The sequence below is a fragment of the Streptomyces sp. NBC_00259 genome (genome assembly GCF_036181745.1).
GTDB lineage: Bacteria > Actinomycetota > Actinomycetes > Streptomycetales > Streptomycetaceae > Streptomyces > Streptomyces pratisoli.
On sequence record NZ_CP108080.1, the window covers coordinates 5,991,871 to 6,010,649 of the forward strand.

Consider the following 18,779-nt stretch of genomic DNA (forward strand, 5'->3'; position numbering starts at 1 on the left):
GTGTGGCCCCGACCTTCCCGGCCGGCCGACGGACCGCCGCCGGAATCGGCAGCGGCCTGAATACGGCGACCGCGCCCGCGCGAAACCGGCGTACGGGACAATGGGCGGCGATGACCGACAGCGCCACCGCCCCCGCCCACCGGCCCGACGGCTACAGCCCCTTCGCCCACCTCACGGCCCCGAACATGCAGCTCTACCGGCAGGTGATGCGGGTCTTCGTCGGCGCCAAGGAGCGGTTCGCCGTCCATCTGCGGCCCGAGGACGTGCACGCCGCGCTGCCCGCCGACGTTCGTCCCGCCGAATTGGACACCGTGGTCAAGACGCTGGACAGCCTCGTCAAGTGGGGAAACCTGCGCGCCGACCCCGACACCGCCCGCGTCACAGCCGTCGAGGACTTCTACCGCAAGCGGTTCATCTACCAGCTCACCCGCGCCGGGGAAGCGGCCGAGGAAGCCCTCGCCGGATACGACGAGGCGCTCGGCCGGCGCGGAGCACTCCAGGCCGTCGCGCTGCACGACATCGTCACCCAGCTGCGGGCTCTCCTCGTGCTCTCCGCCGACGAGCGGCCCGACCCCGCCAAGACGCACCTGGCGCTCGACGCGCTGGCCAGCCGTTTCGGCGCCCTCGCCGACAACGCCCGTGCGTTCATGGGGTCCCTGCAGCGCACCATCGACCTGCACGAGGTGGAGGAAGAGGTCTTCCTCGCCTACAAGGACCGGCTCGTCCAGTACCTGGAGCGGTTCATCCAGGACCTGATCACCCTCGGCGGGCGCATCGCCCAGCTCATCCTGGAGCTGGAGGAGGGCGGCCGCATCGGGATCCTGCTGCGGGCCGCCGCCGGACGCGAGGCCGCCGACGCCACCCCGGAAGAGTCCGGGCAGGCCGAGCAGCAGGCGTACGAGCGGTGGACCGGTCGCTGGGACGGGCTCGGGGCGTGGTTCATCAGCCGGGACGGGCGCGAGTCGCAGGCCCGGCTGCTGCGCGGCCGGGCGCTCGGGGCGATCCCCCAACTGCTCGCCGTCGTCAGGGCGCTGGGGGAGCGCCGGGCCGGGCGCTCCGACCGGTCCGCGGACTTCCGTACGCTCGCCCGCTGGTTCGCCGAGGCCCCCGACGACGACTCCCGTCACCGGCTGTGGCGTACCGCTTTCGGACTCCACCCCGCACGCCATCTCACCGTGGACGCCGACACCCTCGCCGCCCGAGCGGCCGGGCCGGTGCCCGCCGCCACGCCCTGGGCCGCCGCCGAGCCGCTGCGCATCAGCCCCCAGCTGCGCCGCACCGGCAGCTACGAGCGGCGCGGCAAGCCCCGCAAGGTCGAGGACCGGCAGGACCGGCGCCGGCACCTCGCCGAAGTCGCCGCCAAACAGGCCGCCGAGACCGCGGCGGCCCGCGCCCGGCTCGTCACCGACGGGACCACGCGGCTCTCCGAACTCGGCGAGCTCGACCCGATGGCTTTCGGACTCTTCCTCCAACTGCTCGGCGACGCCCTGGCCACGTGGCGGCCCGGCATGCGGCACACGGTGGCCAGCAGCAACGACGGCTCCATGGAGATCCGGCTCAGCGCCCTCGCCGACGGCGGCACCGCGCAGATCGCTACCCCTTCCGGGACCTTCCGCGGCCCCGACCACCTCATCGAGATCATCGATCTGACGGACGGAGACCGCGACCGATGACCAAGAGGAGGGTTCACCCGTGACGGCCCCGCTCGCCGAGGTGCTCGACGGACAGCACGCCGCCGACCTGCGCAAGGCCGCCCGGGCGCTGCTGAAGCAGCCGCTTCTGCTCGCGCGCGGCCGCTACGCCGACGAGTTCCGGCTCGTCCGCCGCCATGCCTCCGAACTGCGGGAGTGGTTCGACCGCAACACCGGCTGGTCCCTGCAGGTGGACGCCGAGGCCGCCCGGCTGCGCAAGATTCCCGGTGTCCTCACCGACCCCACGCACCCCGCCCGCGAGGCCACCCGAGCCGCTTCCCCCTTCACCCGCCGCCGCTACGTCCTGCTCTGCCTCGCTCTCGCGGCCCTCGAACGCTCGGAGGCCCAGATCGCCCTCGGCCGCCTCGCCGACCAGATCGTCCTCGACGCAGCCGACCCTCAACTGGTCGACGTCGGCATTGAGTTCACCCTGGACCGGCGCGACGAGCGCCTAGACCTCGCGGCCGTCGTGCGGCTCTTGCTGAGCCTGGGCGTACTGCGCCGGGTCGCAGGGGACGAGGAGGCGTACGTCAGCGGCGCCGGAGACGTCCTGTATGACGTCGAGCGGCGGGTGCTGGCCGGGCTGCTCGCCACCCGGCGCGGCCCTTCCACCGTGCACGCCGAGTCTTTCGACGACCGGTTGCACGAACTCGTCGCCGAGACGGCCCTGGACAGCGACGAACTGCGCTTCCGAGCCCTGCGCCGGCACCTGACCCGCCGCCTCCTGGACGACCCCGTGCTGTACTACGACGAACTGACCGACGCCGAACTGGGCTACCTCACCCGCCAGCGCGGCTTCCTCACCGCCCGTATCACCGAGTTGACCGGACTGGTCCCCGAGGTCCGCGCCGAGGGCATCGCCATGGTCGACCCCGACGACGACCTCACCGACGTCCGTATGCCCGAACAGGGCACCCACGGGCACATCACACTGCTGCTCGCCGAGCACCTGGCCGCCGCCACCGGCCCGGTCACCACCGAGCGGCTGGCCCAGCGGGTACGGGAACTCGCCGACGAGCACGGCGGCTTCTGGGCCAAGTCCGCGCGTGAACCGGGTATGGAGGGCGAACTCGTAGAGCAGGCCGTCGCCCGGCTCGCTGCTCTCGGGCTCGTCTCCCGCACAGCAAGCGGGGTGGTACCTCGCCCGGCCCTCTCCCGATACGCGGTCGGTGAGGCCGTCGTCATCGAAGCCCGTACCCCCGGCACCACGCGGATGCCCGCGCAGCGAAAGGCCAGCCAGCCGTGACCGACCTCCCCGCCCCTCGGCGCTCCCGCTGGCAGCCCCTGCGCATCGGTCTCGTCGACCTCTTCCACTACGACGTGGAGGAGTTCCACTTCCGGGACGGCCGACTGCTGCTGCGCGGCAACAACGGCACCGGCAAGTCCAAAGTGCTCGCCCTGACCCTGCCGTTCCTCCTCGACGGAGACCTGACCTCACGTCGTGTCGAACCGGACGGTGATCCCGGAAAGCGGATGGAGTGGAACCTGCTCCTCGGCGGCGAACACCCGCACCCCGAACGCCTCGGCTACACCTGGATCGAGTTCGGCCGACGCGACAGGGCCGGCGGAGAGAACCACTTCCGTACGCTGCTGTGCGGACTGAAGGCCGTCAGCGGACGCGGCATCGCCCGCCACTGGTACGCGGTCACCGGCCAGCGCGTCGACCACCGCCCGGGAGCCGCCACGGCCGGGTCCCTCAGCCTTGTCGACGCCACCGGCACCGCGCTCTCCCGAGATCGTCTCGCTGAAGCGATCGCCGGGCACGGCATGGTGTACGACCAGGCCCGGACCTACCGCAGGGCCGTGGACGAGGCACTGTTCGGGCTCGGCGAGCAGCGGTACGGCGCTCTCGTCGACCTGCTTATCCAGCTCCGTCAGCCCCAGCTGTCCAAGCGCCCCAACGAGGCCGCCCTCTCCCGCGCCCTCACCGAGGCGCTGCCGCCCGTGGACCAGGCCGTCATCGCCGACGTGGCCGAGGCGTTCCGCTCCCTGGACGAGGAGAAGGAGGAACTGGCCGCCGCCTCCGCCGCCGAGCGGGCCGCCTCCACCTTCCTGGACCACTACCGGCGCTACGCCAGGATTGCCACCCGACGCCGGGCCCGTCTCCCACGCGCCGAGCACTCGCGCTACGAGCACCTGCAGCGGGACCTCGCCGAGGCACAGGCCGCGCACGCGCAGGCCGAGGAGGAACGGGAGGCGGCCGAGCGGCACCTCGCCGCGCTCGACGAGACCGAGGTGCGCCTGCACGCCCAGGACGCCGCCCTGCGCGAGGGCCCCGAGATGCGCGACGCCCGGGAGCTGGAGCGGGCGGCCCAGGCGGTGGAGCGCACAGCCCACGCCCTGAACCAGGCCAGGGACGACCGCGACCGGGCCGCGCGCGACCACACAAAGGCGCTGGGGCGGTTCGGCGCCGCCGAGACCCGGCTGCGTACCGCCGAAAAGCTGGCCGAGGACACCTACCGCCGTGCGCGGGAGGACGCCACCGCCGCACGGATCGACCTTCCCGACGACGACCGCCTGTCCGAGCCCGAACTGCGGCGTGCTGCCCAGGAGTCGGTGGAACGCCGCAGTCGCGCGCTCGCGCACACGGAGAGCCTGGCCGATGCGGCCGAGCGAGCGGCCGCCGTACGCAGGGGGGAAGCCCTACGCCTCGACGAGGCCGACACCGAGCTCGACCAGGCGACGGGCACACAGCTGCGGGCGGAGGAGGCCGTGGCCGACGTCGGCCGGGCGCTCCTCGACGACGTACGGAACCGCGGCCTGACCTGGACGGAACTCGCCTATCCCGACCCGGCCGGCCTGCTGGACGAACTCCAGGAGTGGACCGGACACCTCCACGGGCCCTACCCGGCCCGCGTGCACGCGGCCCGCGCTCACAGCGCCGCGTCGGCCGGCCTGGCCGACCAGGCCGCCGAAGCCGCGCGCCGGCGGTCGGAGCTGGCCGCCCGCACCGCTCGCGTACGCGAGGAGCTCACCGCCCTGGAGGAGGGCGGGCGTCGGGCGCCCCAGCCCCTGCCCACCCGCGCGCCGGGGCTGCGCGAGCGGCTGCCAGGGGCGCCGCTGTGGCGCTTGGTGGACTTCCACGACGGGCTCCCGGCACCGCAGCGGGCCGGTCTGGAAGCGGCGCTGGAAGCATCCGGGCTGCTGGACGCGTGGGTGCTTCCCGACGGTCACGTTCTCGCCGCCGACGGGCACGACACCCTGCTCGCCCCGGCAACCGGACCGGTCGACGGGCCCTCGCTCGCCCAGCTGCTCTGCCCGGCCCCGGACCCCGATGACGTACAGGCCGCGGCGGTGGGCGAGGAGACAGTCGCCCGGCTGCTCGCCGCCGTCGGCGCCGGCCCGGACAGCCCGGCGGCGACCTGGGTGGCGGGGGACGGCCGCTTCCGGGTCGGTGCACTCACCGGCCGTTGGGCCAAGCCTGCCGCCGAGTACGTCGGCGAGGGTGCCCGGGAGAGCGCGCGCAGGGCCCGGATCGCCGAGCTGCGCACCGAACTCGTTGCGCTCCAGGAGGAGTCGGAAGCCGTCGAGGCTCAGGCGGAGGCCGTCGCCTCCCGCCGCCGTACCCTCGACGCCGAGCTGGCCGACGTACCGGATGACGGCCCCCTCACCCGGGCACACGTCGAGGCCACCACCGCCGCCGAGACCGTGCGTCGGGCCCGCGAGCGCCGCGCCGAGCGGGCTGCGGTCCTCGCCGAGGCCTCCGAACGCGCGGAGCGGGCCGCCATCGGACTCGCCGAAAGTGCCGCAGATCTCGGCCTGCCCGCCGACCGGTCCGGCCTGACTGCCGTACGCGAGGCCGTCGCCTCCCTCGTGACCGTCCTGGCATCGCTGTGGCCGGCCCTGCGGGAGCGGGGAGAGGCGTCCCGCCAGGTCGAGGAGGAGCGAACCGAGGCCGGACAGGCGGCCGAGCGGGTGGCTGAGCTGTCGCTCCGTGCGGAGGAGGCCGAGCGGGAGGCCGTCGGCACGGACGAGCACCACACCACTTTGCGATCCACGGTCGGCACCGCCGTCGCCGACCTCGAGCGACGTCTCGTGGAAACCGCTGAGGCGCTCGCCGCCTGCGACGCGGACCGACGGCTCGCCCGGCGGCGCCACACAGAGGCGGAGAAGGCGGCAAGCCGGGCCGAAGGCCGGATCGACCAGCTGGAGAAGGACCTCAAGCACGCCGCCGCGGCACGAGCCGAGGCCATCGCGGGCCTCCAGCGCTTCACCGCAACCGGCCTGATCACGGTCGCCCTGCCGGACCTGGCCGTTCCCGCCGGGGACGACGGACCCTGGGCTGCCACCCCCGCCATCGCACTCGCCCGCGCCATCGAGGTCGGGCTGTCGACGGCCGACGACTCGGACGGGGCCTGGGAGCGCGTCCAGCGGCGGCTCAGCGAGGAGTTCAAGACTCTTCAGGACACCCTCTCCCGGCACGGGCACACCGCCTCCGCGCGCATGGTGGAGGACGGCATGGTCGTCGACATCGTCTACCAGGGCCGCGAACGGGCCGTACCGGCACTCGCCGAGGCGCTCGCCGCCGAGGTCGCCGAACTCACCCGCATCCTCTCCGCACGCGAACGCGAGATCCTCGAAACCCACCTGATCACCGAGGTCGCGGGCACCCTCCAGGAGCTGATCGGCGCCGCGGAACGGCAGGTGCGGAACATGAATGCCGAGCTTGAGGACCGGCCCACCTCCACCGGCATGAAGCTGCGCCTGGTGTGGCGGGCCTCCCGCAAGGCACCGCCCGGTCTCGCCCAGGCCCGGGAGCGGCTGCGCCAGTCGGCGGACGCCTGGACACCCGAGGACCGCGCGGCCGTGGGCGAGTTCCTCCAGGCGCAGATCGCCCGCCAGCAGACCGACGACACCTCCGGCAGCTGGCTCGAACACCTCACGGCCGCACTCGACTATCGCTCCTGGCACGAGTTCGGCGTCGAGCGGCACCAGCACGGCCGCTGGGTCCCCGCCACCGGGCCGGCGTCGGGCGGTGAGCGGGTCCTCGCCGTCTCCGTACCCCTCTTCGCCGCCGCCTCGTCCCACTACGCCAGCGCGGGAAGCCCTCACGCGCCACGCCTCGTCACCCTCGACGAGGCCTTCGCCGGGGTCGACGACGATTCGCGCGCCAAGTGCCTCGGCCTGCTCCACGCCTTCGACCTCGACGTGGTGATGACGAGTGAACGGGAGTGGGCCTGTTATCCGCAGGTGCCCGGGATCGCCATTGCCCAGCTGTCGCGGATCGACGAGATCGCGGCGGTGCTCGTCACCCGCTGGGAGTGGGACGGCACCCGCAGGACCCGGGGCGAGGACCCGGTACGGTCCGTGGCCTCCGCGCCCGGACCGCGCGCGGAAGCCACGGCCGACCAGGACCAACTGTGGACCTGACGCCTGCCACCGCACCGATCGACGAGCCGCGGCTGCGCCGTCTCCTCGGCGACTCCGGCCTCGTCTGGCTGGTCGAGCGCGCGCGACGTCGTATGGAACGCGGGCAGTCGCTCACCGGCCCCGTTTCCCTCGGCACGCCGACGGAGGACCAGCGGGCGTCCGCCGAGCGCCTGCTGGGTCGCTCCCCGGGGCGTGGGCGCTCCCTGACGGTCCGGCTCGACGTGGTGGACGCGGTTCTGCGCCGCTCCGGCATCAGTCGCGACGGCCTGGGTGCAGCCGTGATCGCGCTCACCGGGCCGGTCGTGCCGCTCGGCCCGGCGCGCGAGGCCGAGGAGCGGGGGTGGCGAGAGGCATACGCCGTGATCGAGGCCCTCGCCGACCGGGATCCGGCCCTCGCCGCCTGGGCCGACCGGCTCCGTGGCGACGGACTGGTACGGCGGCTCGCCGGGACCCCCGCAGCAGCCCATGACCTCCTTGAGCGGGTGGCCACCGCTCTGCGCGCACTCCCCGTGGGCGAGCCGGAGTCCCTGCCTGCCTTCGCGGCCCGCGTCCTGGGTGACGCCCACGCACTGGACGACGGGATCCCGCTCGTCACGCTCACCTTGTCCGGCGTCCGGGCGTTGACCGGTTTCCCGGACGGTACCGGAGCCGAGTGGCGTCGGCGGGCATGGGCCTCAGCGGGCCTGCTGCGCGACGAGTTGTCCTCGACCGTCCTCACCCTGAACCTCCGTGGCACCTCCGCCCTGGACTGGATGGCGGAGCAGGGCGAGCCGGCGGTATTGACCTTGCGGCAGTTGTCCCGGTGTCCGCCCGCCGCTTCCGTGCCGCTGGTCCGGCTCTGCGAGAACCCCGCCGTGCTCGCGGCTGCGGCCGACACACACGGCCCGCGGTCCGCGCCGCTCGTCTGCCTCCAGGGCCAGCCGTCCGCCGCCGCCCTCGCCCTCCTTCGCCACCTTCACGAACGCGGAACAACGCTCCACTACCACGGGGACTTCGACTGGGGCGGGCTGCGCATCGCCTCAGTGTTGCTGCGCCACGTGCCCTGGCGCCCCTGGCGCTTCACCGCCGTCGACTACCGTGACGCGGTGCGCGCGGGCGTCGCCGGTCCGCCCCTCACCGGCCGCCCGACCGAGGCACCCTGGGACCCGGATCTGCCCAGAGCTCTCGAAGAGCTGGGTGTCCGTGTCGAGGAACAGCATCCGCGGCGCAGTGTGGGCGCTGAGGCAGCTCGCAGCATATCGACCGGGAGAGACGCGCCCGCCCAGCACGATGGGCGCTCCCGCTGAGGTCAGTTGCGGCCCGGACCGCTCCCGAGCCGTGAAGCTCAGGACCGGGTCGGGACCGCGCGCGGGAATTGCTCGACGCGGCCGCCGACGTCCTGGATGCTGCCGCCCGTTCGATCCGCCGCGGCACTCCCGCCTAGGTGCCGCCCAGGACCGCGGACGTCCTGCGCGTCGAGGAGCAGCACGAGGTGCTGGAGGGGACCGCGCGGCAGGCCGCCGAGCGGCTCGTGGAACTGCTCGGCGAGGCGTTGGAGATCGCCGGGAGCGGCGACGGGCGCGGGAAGACGCCCACGCCGCCCGGCCCCGCGGGCGCCCAGTTCCTGGTGCGTCCGACAATGTTCCGGCTGCTCCCGGTCGTCGTCCGGGCGGTCCGCCGTGAGCTCCGCCGGGACTCGCCCGTGTTCCGGCACGCCGTCCGCCTGGCGGCGGTGGCCACGCTCGGCTATCTGATCGCCGCCCGGCTACCTCTGGGTCACGGCTACTGGGCGCCCATCGCCTCGGTGATGGTGATGCGGCCGGACTTCCACCGGACGTACGCGCGTGCGGTGGCCCGTCTCGCCGGGACCCTGGCGGGGGTCGCGCTCGCCACCGGGATGGTGCGGGCCCTGGGGCCGGACGCCCAGGTGTTCGGCGCCCTGGCCGTGGTCTCGGCGGGTCTGTCGTACACGGTGATCCGTACCGGCTACGCCTACTCCCAGTGCTTCACTGCCGCGTACGTCGTCTTCCTGCTCGGGATGGGCGGCCAGGCATGGGAGCAGACGGTCCCGGAGCGGGTGGTGCTCACCCTGCTCGGCGGGGCCCTGGCAATGCTGGCGTACGTCGTGTTCCCCGCATGGGAGACGCCCCGGCTGCCGGGCCGACTTGCGGACTGGCTCGCCGCCAACGGCCGCTACGCGGCCGCGGTGCTCCGCAGCCACGCCGAACCGACCCAGGAGCATCGCGCCGACATGCGCAGGGCCCTGCTGGCGAGCAGGGACGCACGTGCCGCCTGGCAGGAGGCCTTCGACCGGGCAAGGCAGGAACCGGTCCGCCCCAGGGGCCTGACGTCGCGCGAGGCGGAGGAGGCGCAGGAGGCGCTCGAGGGGTTCGGCCGGGCGGCGATGCTCATGGAGAGCCACGTCCCGCGGGCCGACAGCCGTTTCGTCCCCGAGGCGGAGCGGTTCGCCGAGGCCCTGGAGGCGGACACCGCGCAGGCTGCGGTCGACGTGCGCGAGCACAGGAATCCGCACTGGGGGCGCGTGGACGAGGCGCTCCACGCGTGGGAGCGCTCCGCCGGGGACCGGAGCCCGGTGGTGCGGCGCGGGGCGGAACTGCAGAAGCGAGCCTTGGAGGACCTCGCGACGGCCGTGAGCCGCACACCCCTGGAACGGGACGTCGGCTCTGCTCGCGAGGAGCAGCGGGCGCGGGCGGCCGTGGCGGCGGAAGGTGACGGATCAGGACCCGCGCACCGGGGTGGGTGACGGCTCAGGCGACGGGGAACGCCCCGCCTCCTGGAGCGGCGGGAAGTAGTCACCCGGCCGCGTCGATCGCCGCCACACGTACGCCGCTGTCGCCATCACGAGGATCAGCCCCGCCAGGATGAGCAGTTCGATCCCCTCGACGTTCCACCGGAAGGACTTCTCCGCCTCGGCCGTCACGATGAGCACCTTGCGGATGCCGGCGATCAGGCCGACGACGAGGAACGGCTCCGCGTCGAGGGTCTGGTTCCTGATGGTGAGGCGGACGGTGTGGAGCAGCTCGGCCACGATGAACAGCACAAGGCCGTTGTCCAAGGCGGAGAGAACGACCGTCTCCTCGCGGAACGGCCCCTGGATCGACCTGATGACGTCGTGGACGACCCCGACGGTCAGGAGCCCCGCGAGGAGGACGAGGAGCGCCGCGACGACGAGGTGGATGCCGTCCTCGATGAGCTGCAGGACGCCCTGTACCCGGCCGCCCTCGATCTTCGGGAGAATGGGTCGCACAGCCAGCATGCTAGGGGTGCCCCGGCTTGCAGGCGCGGCGTGCTGGCGAACGGGTGGACGAGCGGATCCCTCCCTGTGGTGACAGCTTGGGAGAAGGGGCGAAGCTCGACATCAACGAGGCCCTACCCGGCGGCAGGACAAGGGTGTATGAGGCAGCCCGACGCGGACACGAACGGCAGGAACCTGCGGGTTCGTCCTGGTCGCCGACCCGGGGCCTGCCCTCCGAGACGGCCCGGGACCTCGCCCCCCGGCCTGCCGGAGGCTGCGCCCCGCACCGCCAGGGGCATCCGCTGGCAGACGGACACCGACGGCACCCTGGCGGCGAACGAGCTGCGTTGCCGGAGTAGCGCGAAGCGATAGCGGGGAACCTGTACTGGGCCCATTGCTGCGTGGCGGGCGCACCGTGCCGGAGGACGCGAGTGCACTGCAGGTGTGTGATGAGTGCTGGCCGCTCCCACGAGAGCCGTGATGGTCACGTACTGGTCCTCGATGCTGGCTCTTCGAGCCTTCACATCGCTCTGTTCGCGGCGGACGGTGAACGGGTGGCGGATCGAGACGCCTCGGAGCCCCCGGGGCCTGCTGCGGCGGCGGAACTGCGGGACTTCCTCAGCAAGGTGCCCGCTCCTGCGGCGGTTGGTCACCGCATCGTCCACAGCGGTCCGCACCTGACCGGACATACGCTGATCGACGCACGCGTACGGGCGCTGCTGGCGGACGTAGCCGATCTCGCGCCGCTGCACGTGACCCCTGCCCTGCGTGTGGTCGATGCCGCACGAGAACTCCTGCCCGACGTGCCTCATGTCGCCTGCTTCGACACCGTCTTTCACAAGGATCTGCCGGCAGAGGCGCGGACGTACGCCGTGCCGGAGCGATGGCGAGCCGAATATGGGCTGCGCCGGTACGGCTTCCACGGGTTTTCCTACTCGTGGGCACTGCAGAGGACGGTGCAGGCCCTGGGCCGCCCCGTCGACAACCTCCAGGTCGTGCTCGTGCACATGGGCGGCGGCTGCTCGGCCTGCGCCGTCCGGAACGGACGCAGTGTGGACACCACCATGGGCCTCACTCCGCTGGAAGGCCTGGTGATGAGCCGGCGCAGCGGCAGCCTCGACCCCGGCGCGCTGCTGTGGCTGCAGCGGCGGCACGGTCTGCGCACGGACGAATTGGATGACACACTCCACCGGCATTCCGGTCTGCTCGGCCTCTCCGGTACCTCGGGAGACACCCGGGACCTGGTGCGCGCCCGCGCGGAGGGTGATGCCGCGGCCGCTCTGGCGCTGGCGACGTTCACACTCAGCTGCCGCAGGGGCATCGCCTCGATGGCCGCCTCGCTGGACCGGCTGGACGCGCTGGTCTTCACCGGGGAGATCGGCGAAGACCAACCCGAGGTACGTGAGGAGATCTGCTCGGCCCTGACTGTTCTCGGCGTACGAGGCGGGCTACTCGTCCCCGAACTGGAACATTTGATGCGAGAAGGCCTCCGACGCATCGATCAGGTGGGGAGAGGTGTCCCGGTCCTCGTGGTCGTAACCGGCGAGACCCAGCAGATCGCCGCCGAGACCCGACGGGTGCTCGGCGTGTGACTGGCCAAGGCAACTGCCCGCACATCCACACTCACCTGGCCCGCGCACAGAACCGGCCTCCTGTACCAGGACAGCGCGGGGGAGTGGCGACGCCTGGTCCTGTACGCCGACCGCTCCATTGGCAGGCACGAGGATTACCGGCCAGCCACACGCTGCCCTGTGCAACGCCGTCCGCACCCTCTACCCGCTCCTCCACGCCGACATCGACCGGTTGCCGCTCACGGTCGCCGACCCGCGACGGGGAGACGTTCACCGTCCTCGTCGGCAGCAACAACAACGCCTGGCAGACTCCGCAGCTACCGGCCGTCGAGGAGGTACGAGTCCCGTGGGGTCTTTCGCCATCCGTGTACGCGTGCGTCACCGTGACGAACGCGCCCGGCGCCGGATGAACACGGCGCGCTCAGGCGGCGGGGGTGAGTTCGGCGCGGCCGAACAGCAGCGCGTAGCCGGAGGGAAGCTGGCCCAGGATGCGGGTGAGGAGGTCGGGGCCGGCCAGGGCAGCGACGGCGGCGAAGACGGCCCCGGTGTCCCAGCGGGTGGTGGCCAGGGAGGCGTCGGCGCGGTCGGCGAGGTCCTCGACGAAGGCCCAGCCGGTCAGGGGCTGGGTGTCGGGGATCTGTGTGGTCAGGACGCGTGCGGCTTCGAAGGGGAGACGGTCGGTGAGTGCGACGCGTTCGTCGCCTGTCAGCTGGCGTCCGAGTCCCGCGAGGACCAGGTGGATGGCTTCCTCGGCCCGCTCGCGGGTGGGGTAGGCGCCTTCGTAGCGGACCTTCTCCACCATCTGTTCGTACGTCATCGCGGGCAGCTGCTGCAGCGGTGTGTGCGGGTCGGAGATCACTGCGGTGGTTGCCTTTCTGTCGCCGTGGTGCCGTTGTGCGGGCACCGGGTGTGCTGTCGGTCAGGTGGGCTGGGGGCGGCCGAAGAGCAGGTCGTAGCCTGTGGGGAGCTGGAGCAGGATCTGCCTCAGCAGGTCGTCGCCGGCCGCGTCGGCGGTGGTGCTGAGGACCGCGCTGACGTCCCAGGCCGCGGTCTGCTCGGTGGCCCCCTCGATCCAGGCCGCCGTCGCGCGTACGAACCGCTCCGGTGGCAGCGGCTCGGCGCTCTGCAGCGGGTTGAGGAGGATCAGGGCGAAGTCTTCCGGCAGGCGCGCCGCGAGCTGGGCGCGCACCTCGCCGACCAGGTGCGCGCCCAGCAGGGCGAGCACCACACGGGCCGCGCGTTCTGCTTCCTGCAGGCTGTCGTACTCACCGCGTTCCTTCACCCGGTCGAGGAACGCCTCGCGTCGCAGGGTCATCGCCGACACCTTCTTCGGTCGATGGGGTGCGGAGGACGGGAGAGGGGGAGATCGATGACCCGTCCTCCGCCGCTGTTCGGCCCTTGTCGCCCTCGGGTCAGCCGGAGATCTCCCGGCGGCCGGATCCGCCGCCGATGGCGATCTTGCGGGGCTTGGCGCGCTCGGCGATCGGGATCCGCAGGGTGAGCACGCCGGCGTCGTAGTCGGCCTCGATGTGCTCGGTGTCCAGCGTGTCGGCCAGCACGATCTGGCGGGAGAAGGCGCCCAGCGGCCGTTCCGACAGTTCCATCTGCACGTCGTCGGCCTTCGCCACGGGCCGGCGCTCGGCCTTGACGGTCAGCATGTTCCGCTCGACGTCGATGTCGATCGCGTCCGCGCTGACGCCGGGGATGTCGAGGGCCACCACGTACCGGTCGCCCTCGCGGTAGGCGTCCATCGGCATCGGGGACGGCCGCGACCAGGTGCCCGGGCCCATCAGCTGCTGAGTCAGCCGGTCCAGCTCACGGAAGGGGTCGGTGCGCATCAACATCGTGAAAACACCTCCAGCAGGTTCGGGCAGTTGCTGCCAATGCGCTTCACTGAAACCGTTGTAACATGTCATCCAATGGATGACAAGCACGGTGTCGTCCAGTCGATGACAAGCCTGAGGGAGGTGCCCGTGACAGCAGCCGACCGGCCGGCCCCGTCCAGCGCCGACGGCCGAAGCCCGGCCTCGTTCCTCGCCGCCGCGGCGGCCCTGCACGCCATAGACGACGCCCTGCACGCCGCCCGGCAAGGAACCTCTGACGCCCCCGCCCCGGACCCCGGCGCGGAGCAGGCACTGGCCTCCCTGCTGCTGCTGAGGCAGGTCCGCGAGCAGCTCGCCGGATGGGAGACCGGCCTGATCGAGACGGCCCGGCACGCGGGAGCCAGCTGGGCCGACCTCGCCCATCCGCTCGGCGTCGCCAGCCGCCAGGCGGCCGAACGCCGCTACCTGCGAGGCCGGCCCGGCCCCGTCGGAGCCACCGGCGAGCAACGCGTCCAGGCCACCCGCGAACGCCGTGCCGCCGACCGCACCCGAGCCGAATGGGCCCGCCGCAACGCAGCCGACCTGCGCCGCATCGCCGGCCAGATCACCGCCCTCACCGATCTCCCCACCGCCGCCCGCCACCCGCTCGACCAACTCCACGCGGCCCTCGCCAACAACGACCCCGCCGACCTCATCCACCCCCTCAACGCCACCCGCCCCCACCTGACCACTACCCACCCCGACCTCGCCGCCCGACTCGACACCCTCACAGGTCCCGCCGCCCCGCCCACACCCGACTGACCGAACGCACCACCACAACACCCGCGTCGGACCGGGCGACCGTTCCGGCAATCACGCGGCATCGGGTATCCCGCGTACTTCCTGGTCCTGGCACGGTGATCCTCATGCAGCCGCTGCCCGCAGCGTGTCCGCCCGGCCTGGTCCCGGACGCCACCGACGTCCACGCCTTCAACGCCGCCTACCGGCGGGCGCAAGTACCAGGTGTTCGTCGCCGTCGAGGAGCAGGGCCGGCGGTGGACGGTGAAGGCGACACACTCACCGCGGGACCGGACCACACCGTCGTCGACGCACGTAGGGCGCGATCCGCACGGCCGTCATCCGGCTCATCCGCTCCCGCCAGATCCGCGCCGACTCCTCGGCCGGCCCGGTCTGCTTCGTGCTGTACGACGTGGAGAGCGAGCAGCGGGCCCGTGGCCTGGCCGCCGCGCTGCACGCCGCCCTGAACGGAGACCTCGATCCCCTGACGCGCGCGGTACCCGAAACATCCTGACCACGGCGGGACCGGTGCAGCCCTGCCCCGGCACCGCACGATCAATCTCGTCGACGACCATGGCTCCATCGATCCACAGGGCCGACCTCCTGGTGATGCTGGGCGGGAAGTACGGACCCCCTCCTGACTGCCCTGAGGGAAGGCTCCCTGTCCCCGCCTGCGGTCGCACGTTTCATCGGTCAGGCCGCCCACAGATCACTGTGGCAAGCGGCCAACCGCCCACGCGCCCTGACCGAGCTCACCACCCTGCACGGTTGTTGCTCGCCCTGGCCGCAGGCACACGCCCCGGGCGCCGCTGGGTGGCAACCAGCTGGGCCCTCGCCGTGACGCACCTGGGCCTGATGGAGCGGCGCGAACAGCACACCGCCGCCGACACCCTCACCCTGATCCGGGCCGACCAGCCGGCCCTGCCCGGCGGGGCGAGCCGCTGGTCCGGGCCACTGGCGATCGTCCTCGACCTCGCCGACGGCCGCCTGGCCCGCCACCAGGGCGCCGTCTCCCTGCTCGGTGACTACGCCGACACCTTGGCCGACGCCGCGTACTGGACCTGGCTCACCCTGCGCCACGAACCCAGCCGCACCGTACGAACAGCCGCCGTCGCCGCCTGGGCGCTTCCCGTTGCCACCGTCACCGGCATCGCGAACCGGCATCGGAAGGCGGTGGTCGACCCTCGCCGGGGCTGAGTTTGCCCGCTCGGAGGCAGGCAAGAATGGTCAGTGCGGTGCACATACCGCTCACTCTGCACGTAACGCACGTCGACAGCCTGTCTCTGTCTCCGCCACGGAAGTCGGCATCTTCTGGGGCTTCACGATCGACTGAAGATCTCCCGTGCGTACCCGTTCCGCCCCCTATCCCGATCGCGCGACCGCACAGTGGTGTACCCAGCAGGTCGTCACACGCAACGAGCAGGCCGTACACCGCTGGCTGGCCCGGGGCACGCGCCCGAGGCTCACCATCGAGGCCGCCTGGCCGTCCCGTGAGCAGCCCGTCTGGCCTGTGTTGCTGCAGGCGATGATCTGCGGCGGCCGGCGCGGCGGATTCCGGGATGCGGCTGAATCAGGTGCCGCCGGAGCCAGGAGGCGGCGGGACAGGCGTCCGACCAGGCGACGGGTTCCGGGTGAAGCATCAGTCCCTTGACGGCAGTTCGCATCTGCTGATCGAGCTGGCCGGGCTGCTCTACCAGGGGCGTCCGGACGGGGAGTTGTGCACGACGGCGCGGGCGCCGCGTGCGGCCGGGCGAAGCGCGTCGAGAAGGAGGCCAGGGACAGCTGTACGGCCTCGCTCGACGCCGCGTACAAGGGCGCTGCCCGATCTCCGCGGCGGCGGCTTCGGGGACGCGAAGGAGCTGCTCGGGTCGATACCGGCGCTGCGGGCCGAGGCGGCACAGGCCAAGGACGATCCGCTGGCGAAGCCGGTGGGCAGCGGCCCGAAGGCCGAGTTCACCCAACCGGTGGGCAGGACGACGAGTCGGCGGCGTTGCTGGACATCCGGCTGCGGCTCACGCAGCTGCCGGAGGCCGAGGACGCGTACTGGTCGACGCCGTCCGACGCCCAGGACCGGCGCGAGTGGATCGCCGCGAACAAGGAGATCATCAAGGCGGCCGCCGAGCGCTCCGGCCTTCCGGCCGACATGGTCGAGGGCATCGCGTGGCAGGAGATCGGCGGGCAGTGGGGCTGGATGGACGACGGCGTCGACACGATCCGGCAGCTCTCGGACGGCGGCCGGCTGCCCTGGACGCCGGAGAACCTGCCGATCGACCGGCTCGCCGGCCCGCCCGACGAGACGTCCTTCGGTCCGATCGCGATCCAGGTGCGCCGTGGCGCGGAGGTGCTCGGTTACGACCCGGAGAACCTCACAGAGGGCCAGCGCGACACCATCGAAGCCGCCCTCCAGGACCCGGGCCAGAACATCTTCATCGCAAGCGAGTATCTGAAGATGCTCAAGGAGGAGAGCGGCTTCGCGGACGTACCGGCCGAGGAGATGACCCGCGAGCAGCGCCAGGAGCTGGCCGCCCGCTACAACGGCGGACCCTATTGGCAGAATGACCAGGCCCAGGCCTACGGCCGGGGCTTCGACCGGAACCTGGACGACGCGAGAGGCGCCATCAAGTGAGTGAGGCAGGACGCGTGTCCGGTGCGGCGCGCGGATCGTGGACGGTCGTGCTCGCCCTTGTGAATCTGCTCGGCTGCTACCTGGGCTACGGCGCCCTGTTCATCCCGCCCGAGGGCGACTGGGACTCGGCCGCGATCGACGGGATCGCCGCGGCCGCCGTGTTCCTGTGCGTCCTCGGCGCGCTTACTCTCCTCCTCTCGTACGTGCCCGTGCGGCGCGGCACCCTCGCCCGCTGGTGGCTGCTGCCACCCGCGGTGTTCCTGCTGTTCGGTATCGCGCGCCTGGTCCACATCGAGTACGCCTATCCGGTTTCCTGACGCGTATCGCGTACGACTCCCCTGTGGGTACGGGGGCGTTGGGCTCCGGTGCCCCTCGCTGCCGCTGAGCGGCCGGGGCGGCATCGTGAAGTGGCCCGGGCTCTCCAGGGCGTCGGCGAGGATCTCGCCCGTACGGGCCGTTTCCTCGGGAGAGTTGTGGGTGAGCGGATAACTCTGGAGTGGTCGATCTCCGGCTCGGACGCCCCGGAGACGGCGGACTCCATCCGGACCCCCGCTCCACGGCCGCCATCACCCGCGCGCGCACCGGCACACTCCCCGCACGGATGTTGATCTTCAGCTCGGCGGTGTCGGGGATGATGTTCTCCTTGGTCCCCGTGTGCAGGGAGAGCCGGGACGGTCACGACGGCCATGTCGGCCGCCGCGGTCTCGCGGGAGACCACCGTCTGCAGGCGCAGCACGATCGCCGCGGCGAGTACCACCGGGTCGATCGCCGCCTCCGGCACGGAGCCGTGTCCGCGGCTCCAAGTGCCGTGACCTGCCCGGGTCGATGGCCGTGCTCAAGCGTGCCGAGATCCAGACACGCCGCGTCAACCCGTGAATACAGCGAGAGGAATGGGTGCATCGCACCATGACATATCTACAAGGCTCTGAAAGCGCCGCGGATGCGGTGACCGCGCAATGGCGCCGACTCATCGAGGGAGGGGAGGAGTTGGTCGATCCGGCGATGGTGCGAGCGGCATACGAACAGCCTCGACTGCGGAATCTCTACCCCGGTGTAAGTCACGGCATCATGTTCTTCAAACAAGGCGACGGGCTCTCGGGAGACCCTGTCGGGGGCTACGTGTACCCCCGGGAAGACGGGCGCTTCTGGGTCCGTGGGCCTCTCGGTGTCGGCTCACTCGGCGAAGTGGACACACTCGAGGAGGCTTTCGCGCTGGTCGTGGCGAGTCTTCCCGAGGGCGGCGAGTAGGCCACTGACGAGACGAAGGAGGACTGTGACGCGGGCTGCGGAGATCGTGGCCGCCGAGTGGAGCGAGTCCTCGCGTACGGCGATGACGTCGTCGATCCCGCCGTGCCCCGTGCCCCGTGCCGCGTACGCGCAGCCACGGCGTCGTGTGCGGATGGGTTCGCACACGAGACGCTCTTGGCAGCGCCTCACTACGGCTTGATCGACGGCTTCCCGCGGTCTGCTGGGTCATTCTGCTGCCTTTGGGATCCCTTTGGGGTGACAGGGGCGGGCCTTTTCACCTCGGGTGATGGGTCCACAGGCGTCCGCGTCGATCGGGCCAGCACTGCGGCGCAGTACGAGGCCACCTTGGCGGGGCTGCCCGCCGCTTCCTCCAGGCGCTGCCGTACGGCGCTGTCGGCAGGGGTGTCTGTCTGTGCCGGTTTCCCATAGGCGCGGCAG

General features: G+C 72.2%; 16 protein-coding genes and 1 pseudogene. 12 read left to right on the forward strand and 5 right to left on the reverse strand.

What is annotated here, in order from left to right; genetic code table 11:
- The first annotated feature begins 110 nt into the window (after positions 1-110).
- From OG766_RS27110 to OG766_RS27130, 5 genes and pseudogenes are all read left to right on the forward strand, one after another.
- Positions 111-1,673: a TIGR02677 family protein gene (locus OG766_RS27110; RefSeq protein ID WP_328726375.1), complete on the forward strand. Its 1,563-nt coding sequence runs from the start codon at positions 111-113 to the stop codon at positions 1,671-1,673.
- Between the two features lie 19 nt (positions 1,674-1,692).
- Positions 1,693-2,937 (forward strand): TIGR02678 family protein, encoded by a 1,245-nt coding sequence (locus OG766_RS27115; RefSeq protein WP_266388035.1) that lies wholly within the window; start codon positions 1,693-1,695, stop codon positions 2,935-2,937.
- Positions 2,934-7,061: a TIGR02680 family protein gene (locus OG766_RS27120; protein ID WP_328726376.1), complete on the forward strand. Its 4,128-nt coding sequence runs from the start codon at positions 2,934-2,936 to the stop codon at positions 7,059-7,061. The genes OG766_RS27115 and OG766_RS27120 overlap by 4 nt, the downstream gene beginning before the upstream one ends.
- The gene (locus OG766_RS27125; protein WP_328726377.1) at positions 7,052-8,347 is read left to right on the forward strand and encodes a TIGR02679 family protein; all 1,296 of its coding nucleotides are present in this window, start codon (positions 7,052-7,054) and stop codon (positions 8,345-8,347) included. The genes OG766_RS27120 and OG766_RS27125 overlap by 10 nt, the downstream gene beginning before the upstream one ends.
- Before the next feature lie 35 nt (positions 8,348-8,382).
- A pseudogene (locus OG766_RS27130) lies at positions 8,383-9,804 on the forward strand (FUSC family protein); the annotation flags it as partial.
- Here the strand turns inward: OG766_RS27130 and OG766_RS27135 are convergent.
- Positions 9,778-10,317: a phosphate-starvation-inducible PsiE family protein gene (locus OG766_RS27135; RefSeq protein WP_328726378.1), complete on the reverse strand. Its 540-nt coding sequence runs from the start codon at positions 10,315-10,317 to the stop codon at positions 9,778-9,780. The pseudogene OG766_RS27130 and the gene OG766_RS27135 sit on opposite strands and share 27 nt — an antisense overlap.
- A 533-nt stretch (positions 10,318-10,850) precedes the next feature.
- On the opposite strand from OG766_RS27135, the gene OG766_RS27140 reads away from it, so the two are divergent.
- On the forward strand, positions 10,851-11,888 hold the full coding sequence (locus tag OG766_RS27140; RefSeq protein WP_328726379.1) for an acetate/propionate family kinase: 1,038 nt from the start codon (positions 10,851-10,853) through the stop codon (positions 11,886-11,888).
- Positions 11,889-12,288: 400 nt separating this feature from the next.
- On the opposite strand, the gene OG766_RS27145 is transcribed toward OG766_RS27140, so the two are convergent.
- From OG766_RS27145 to OG766_RS27155, 3 genes are all read right to left on the reverse strand, one after another.
- Complete coding sequence (locus OG766_RS27145; RefSeq protein WP_443045619.1) at positions 12,289-12,684, reverse strand: DUF2267 domain-containing protein; 396 nt, start codon at positions 12,682-12,684, stop codon at positions 12,289-12,291.
- Between the two features lie 102 nt (positions 12,685-12,786).
- Entirely contained in the window at positions 12,787-13,182 is a 396-nt protein-coding gene (locus OG766_RS27150; protein ID WP_266388017.1) for a DUF2267 domain-containing protein, read from the reverse strand.
- Positions 13,183-13,279: 97 nt separating this feature from the next.
- Positions 13,280-13,711, reverse strand: a complete 432-nt coding sequence (locus tag OG766_RS27155; RefSeq protein ID WP_266388014.1) for an Hsp20/alpha crystallin family protein — start codon at positions 13,709-13,711, stop codon at positions 13,280-13,282.
- A 129-nt stretch (positions 13,712-13,840) separates the two neighbouring features.
- On the opposite strand from OG766_RS27155, the gene OG766_RS27160 reads away from it, so the two are divergent.
- From OG766_RS27160 to OG766_RS27185, 6 genes are all read left to right on the forward strand, one after another.
- Positions 13,841-14,491 carry a type III effector protein gene (locus tag OG766_RS27160; protein WP_328726381.1) on the forward strand — a complete coding sequence of 217 codons (651 nt, stop codon included), beginning with the start codon at positions 13,841-13,843 and terminating at the stop codon, positions 14,489-14,491.
- 789 nt (positions 14,492-15,280) lie between these two features.
- Complete coding sequence (locus OG766_RS27165; RefSeq protein WP_328726382.1) at positions 15,281-15,664, forward strand: CDP-alcohol phosphatidyltransferase family protein; 384 nt, start codon at positions 15,281-15,283, stop codon at positions 15,662-15,664.
- Positions 15,665-15,809: 145 nt separating this feature from the next.
- Positions 15,810-16,118, forward strand: a complete 309-nt coding sequence (locus OG766_RS36775; RefSeq protein WP_443045542.1) for an RNase A-like domain-containing protein — start codon at positions 15,810-15,812, stop codon at positions 16,116-16,118.
- A gap of 339 nt (positions 16,119-16,457) precedes the next feature.
- Entirely contained in the window at positions 16,458-17,093 is a 636-nt protein-coding gene (locus OG766_RS27175) for a hypothetical protein (protein ID WP_328726383.1), read from the forward strand.
- Positions 17,090-17,410 (forward strand): hypothetical protein, encoded by a 321-nt coding sequence (locus tag OG766_RS27180; protein WP_328726384.1) that lies wholly within the window; start codon positions 17,090-17,092, stop codon positions 17,408-17,410. The genes OG766_RS27175 and OG766_RS27180 overlap by 4 nt, the downstream gene beginning before the upstream one ends.
- 685 nt (positions 17,411-18,095) lie before the next feature.
- The gene (locus OG766_RS27185; RefSeq protein ID WP_266388858.1) at positions 18,096-18,341 is read left to right on the forward strand and encodes a DUF6193 family natural product biosynthesis protein; all 246 of its coding nucleotides are present in this window, start codon (positions 18,096-18,098) and stop codon (positions 18,339-18,341) included.
- Here the strand turns inward: OG766_RS27185 and OG766_RS27190 are convergent.
- Positions 18,267-18,506 (reverse strand): hypothetical protein, encoded by a 240-nt coding sequence (locus OG766_RS27190; protein WP_266388894.1) that lies wholly within the window; start codon positions 18,504-18,506, stop codon positions 18,267-18,269. The genes OG766_RS27185 and OG766_RS27190 overlap by 75 nt on opposite strands.
- Between the last annotated feature and the right edge of the window lie 273 nt (positions 18,507-18,779).

Coding starts and splice junctions, on each gene's coding strand:
- OG766_RS27110 (WP_328726375.1), top strand. CDS start 111: ATGACCGACAGCGCCACCGCCCCCGCCCACCGGCCCGACGGCTACAGC.
- OG766_RS27185 (WP_266388858.1), top strand. CDS start 18,096: ATGGTGCGAGCGGCATACGAACAGCCTCGACTGCGGAATCTCTACCCC.
- OG766_RS27150 (WP_266388017.1), bottom strand. CDS start 13,182: ATGACCCTGCGACGCGAGGCGTTCCTCGACCGGGTGAAGGAACGCGGT.
- OG766_RS27145 (WP_443045619.1), bottom strand. CDS start 12,684: ATGACGTACGAACAGATGGTGGAGAAGGTCCGCTACGAAGGCGCCTAC.
- OG766_RS27135 (WP_328726378.1), bottom strand. CDS start 10,317: ATGCTGGCTGTGCGACCCATTCTCCCGAAGATCGAGGGCGGCCGGGTA.
- OG766_RS27155 (WP_266388014.1), bottom strand. CDS start 13,711: ATGTTGATGCGCACCGACCCCTTCCGTGAGCTGGACCGGCTGACTCAG.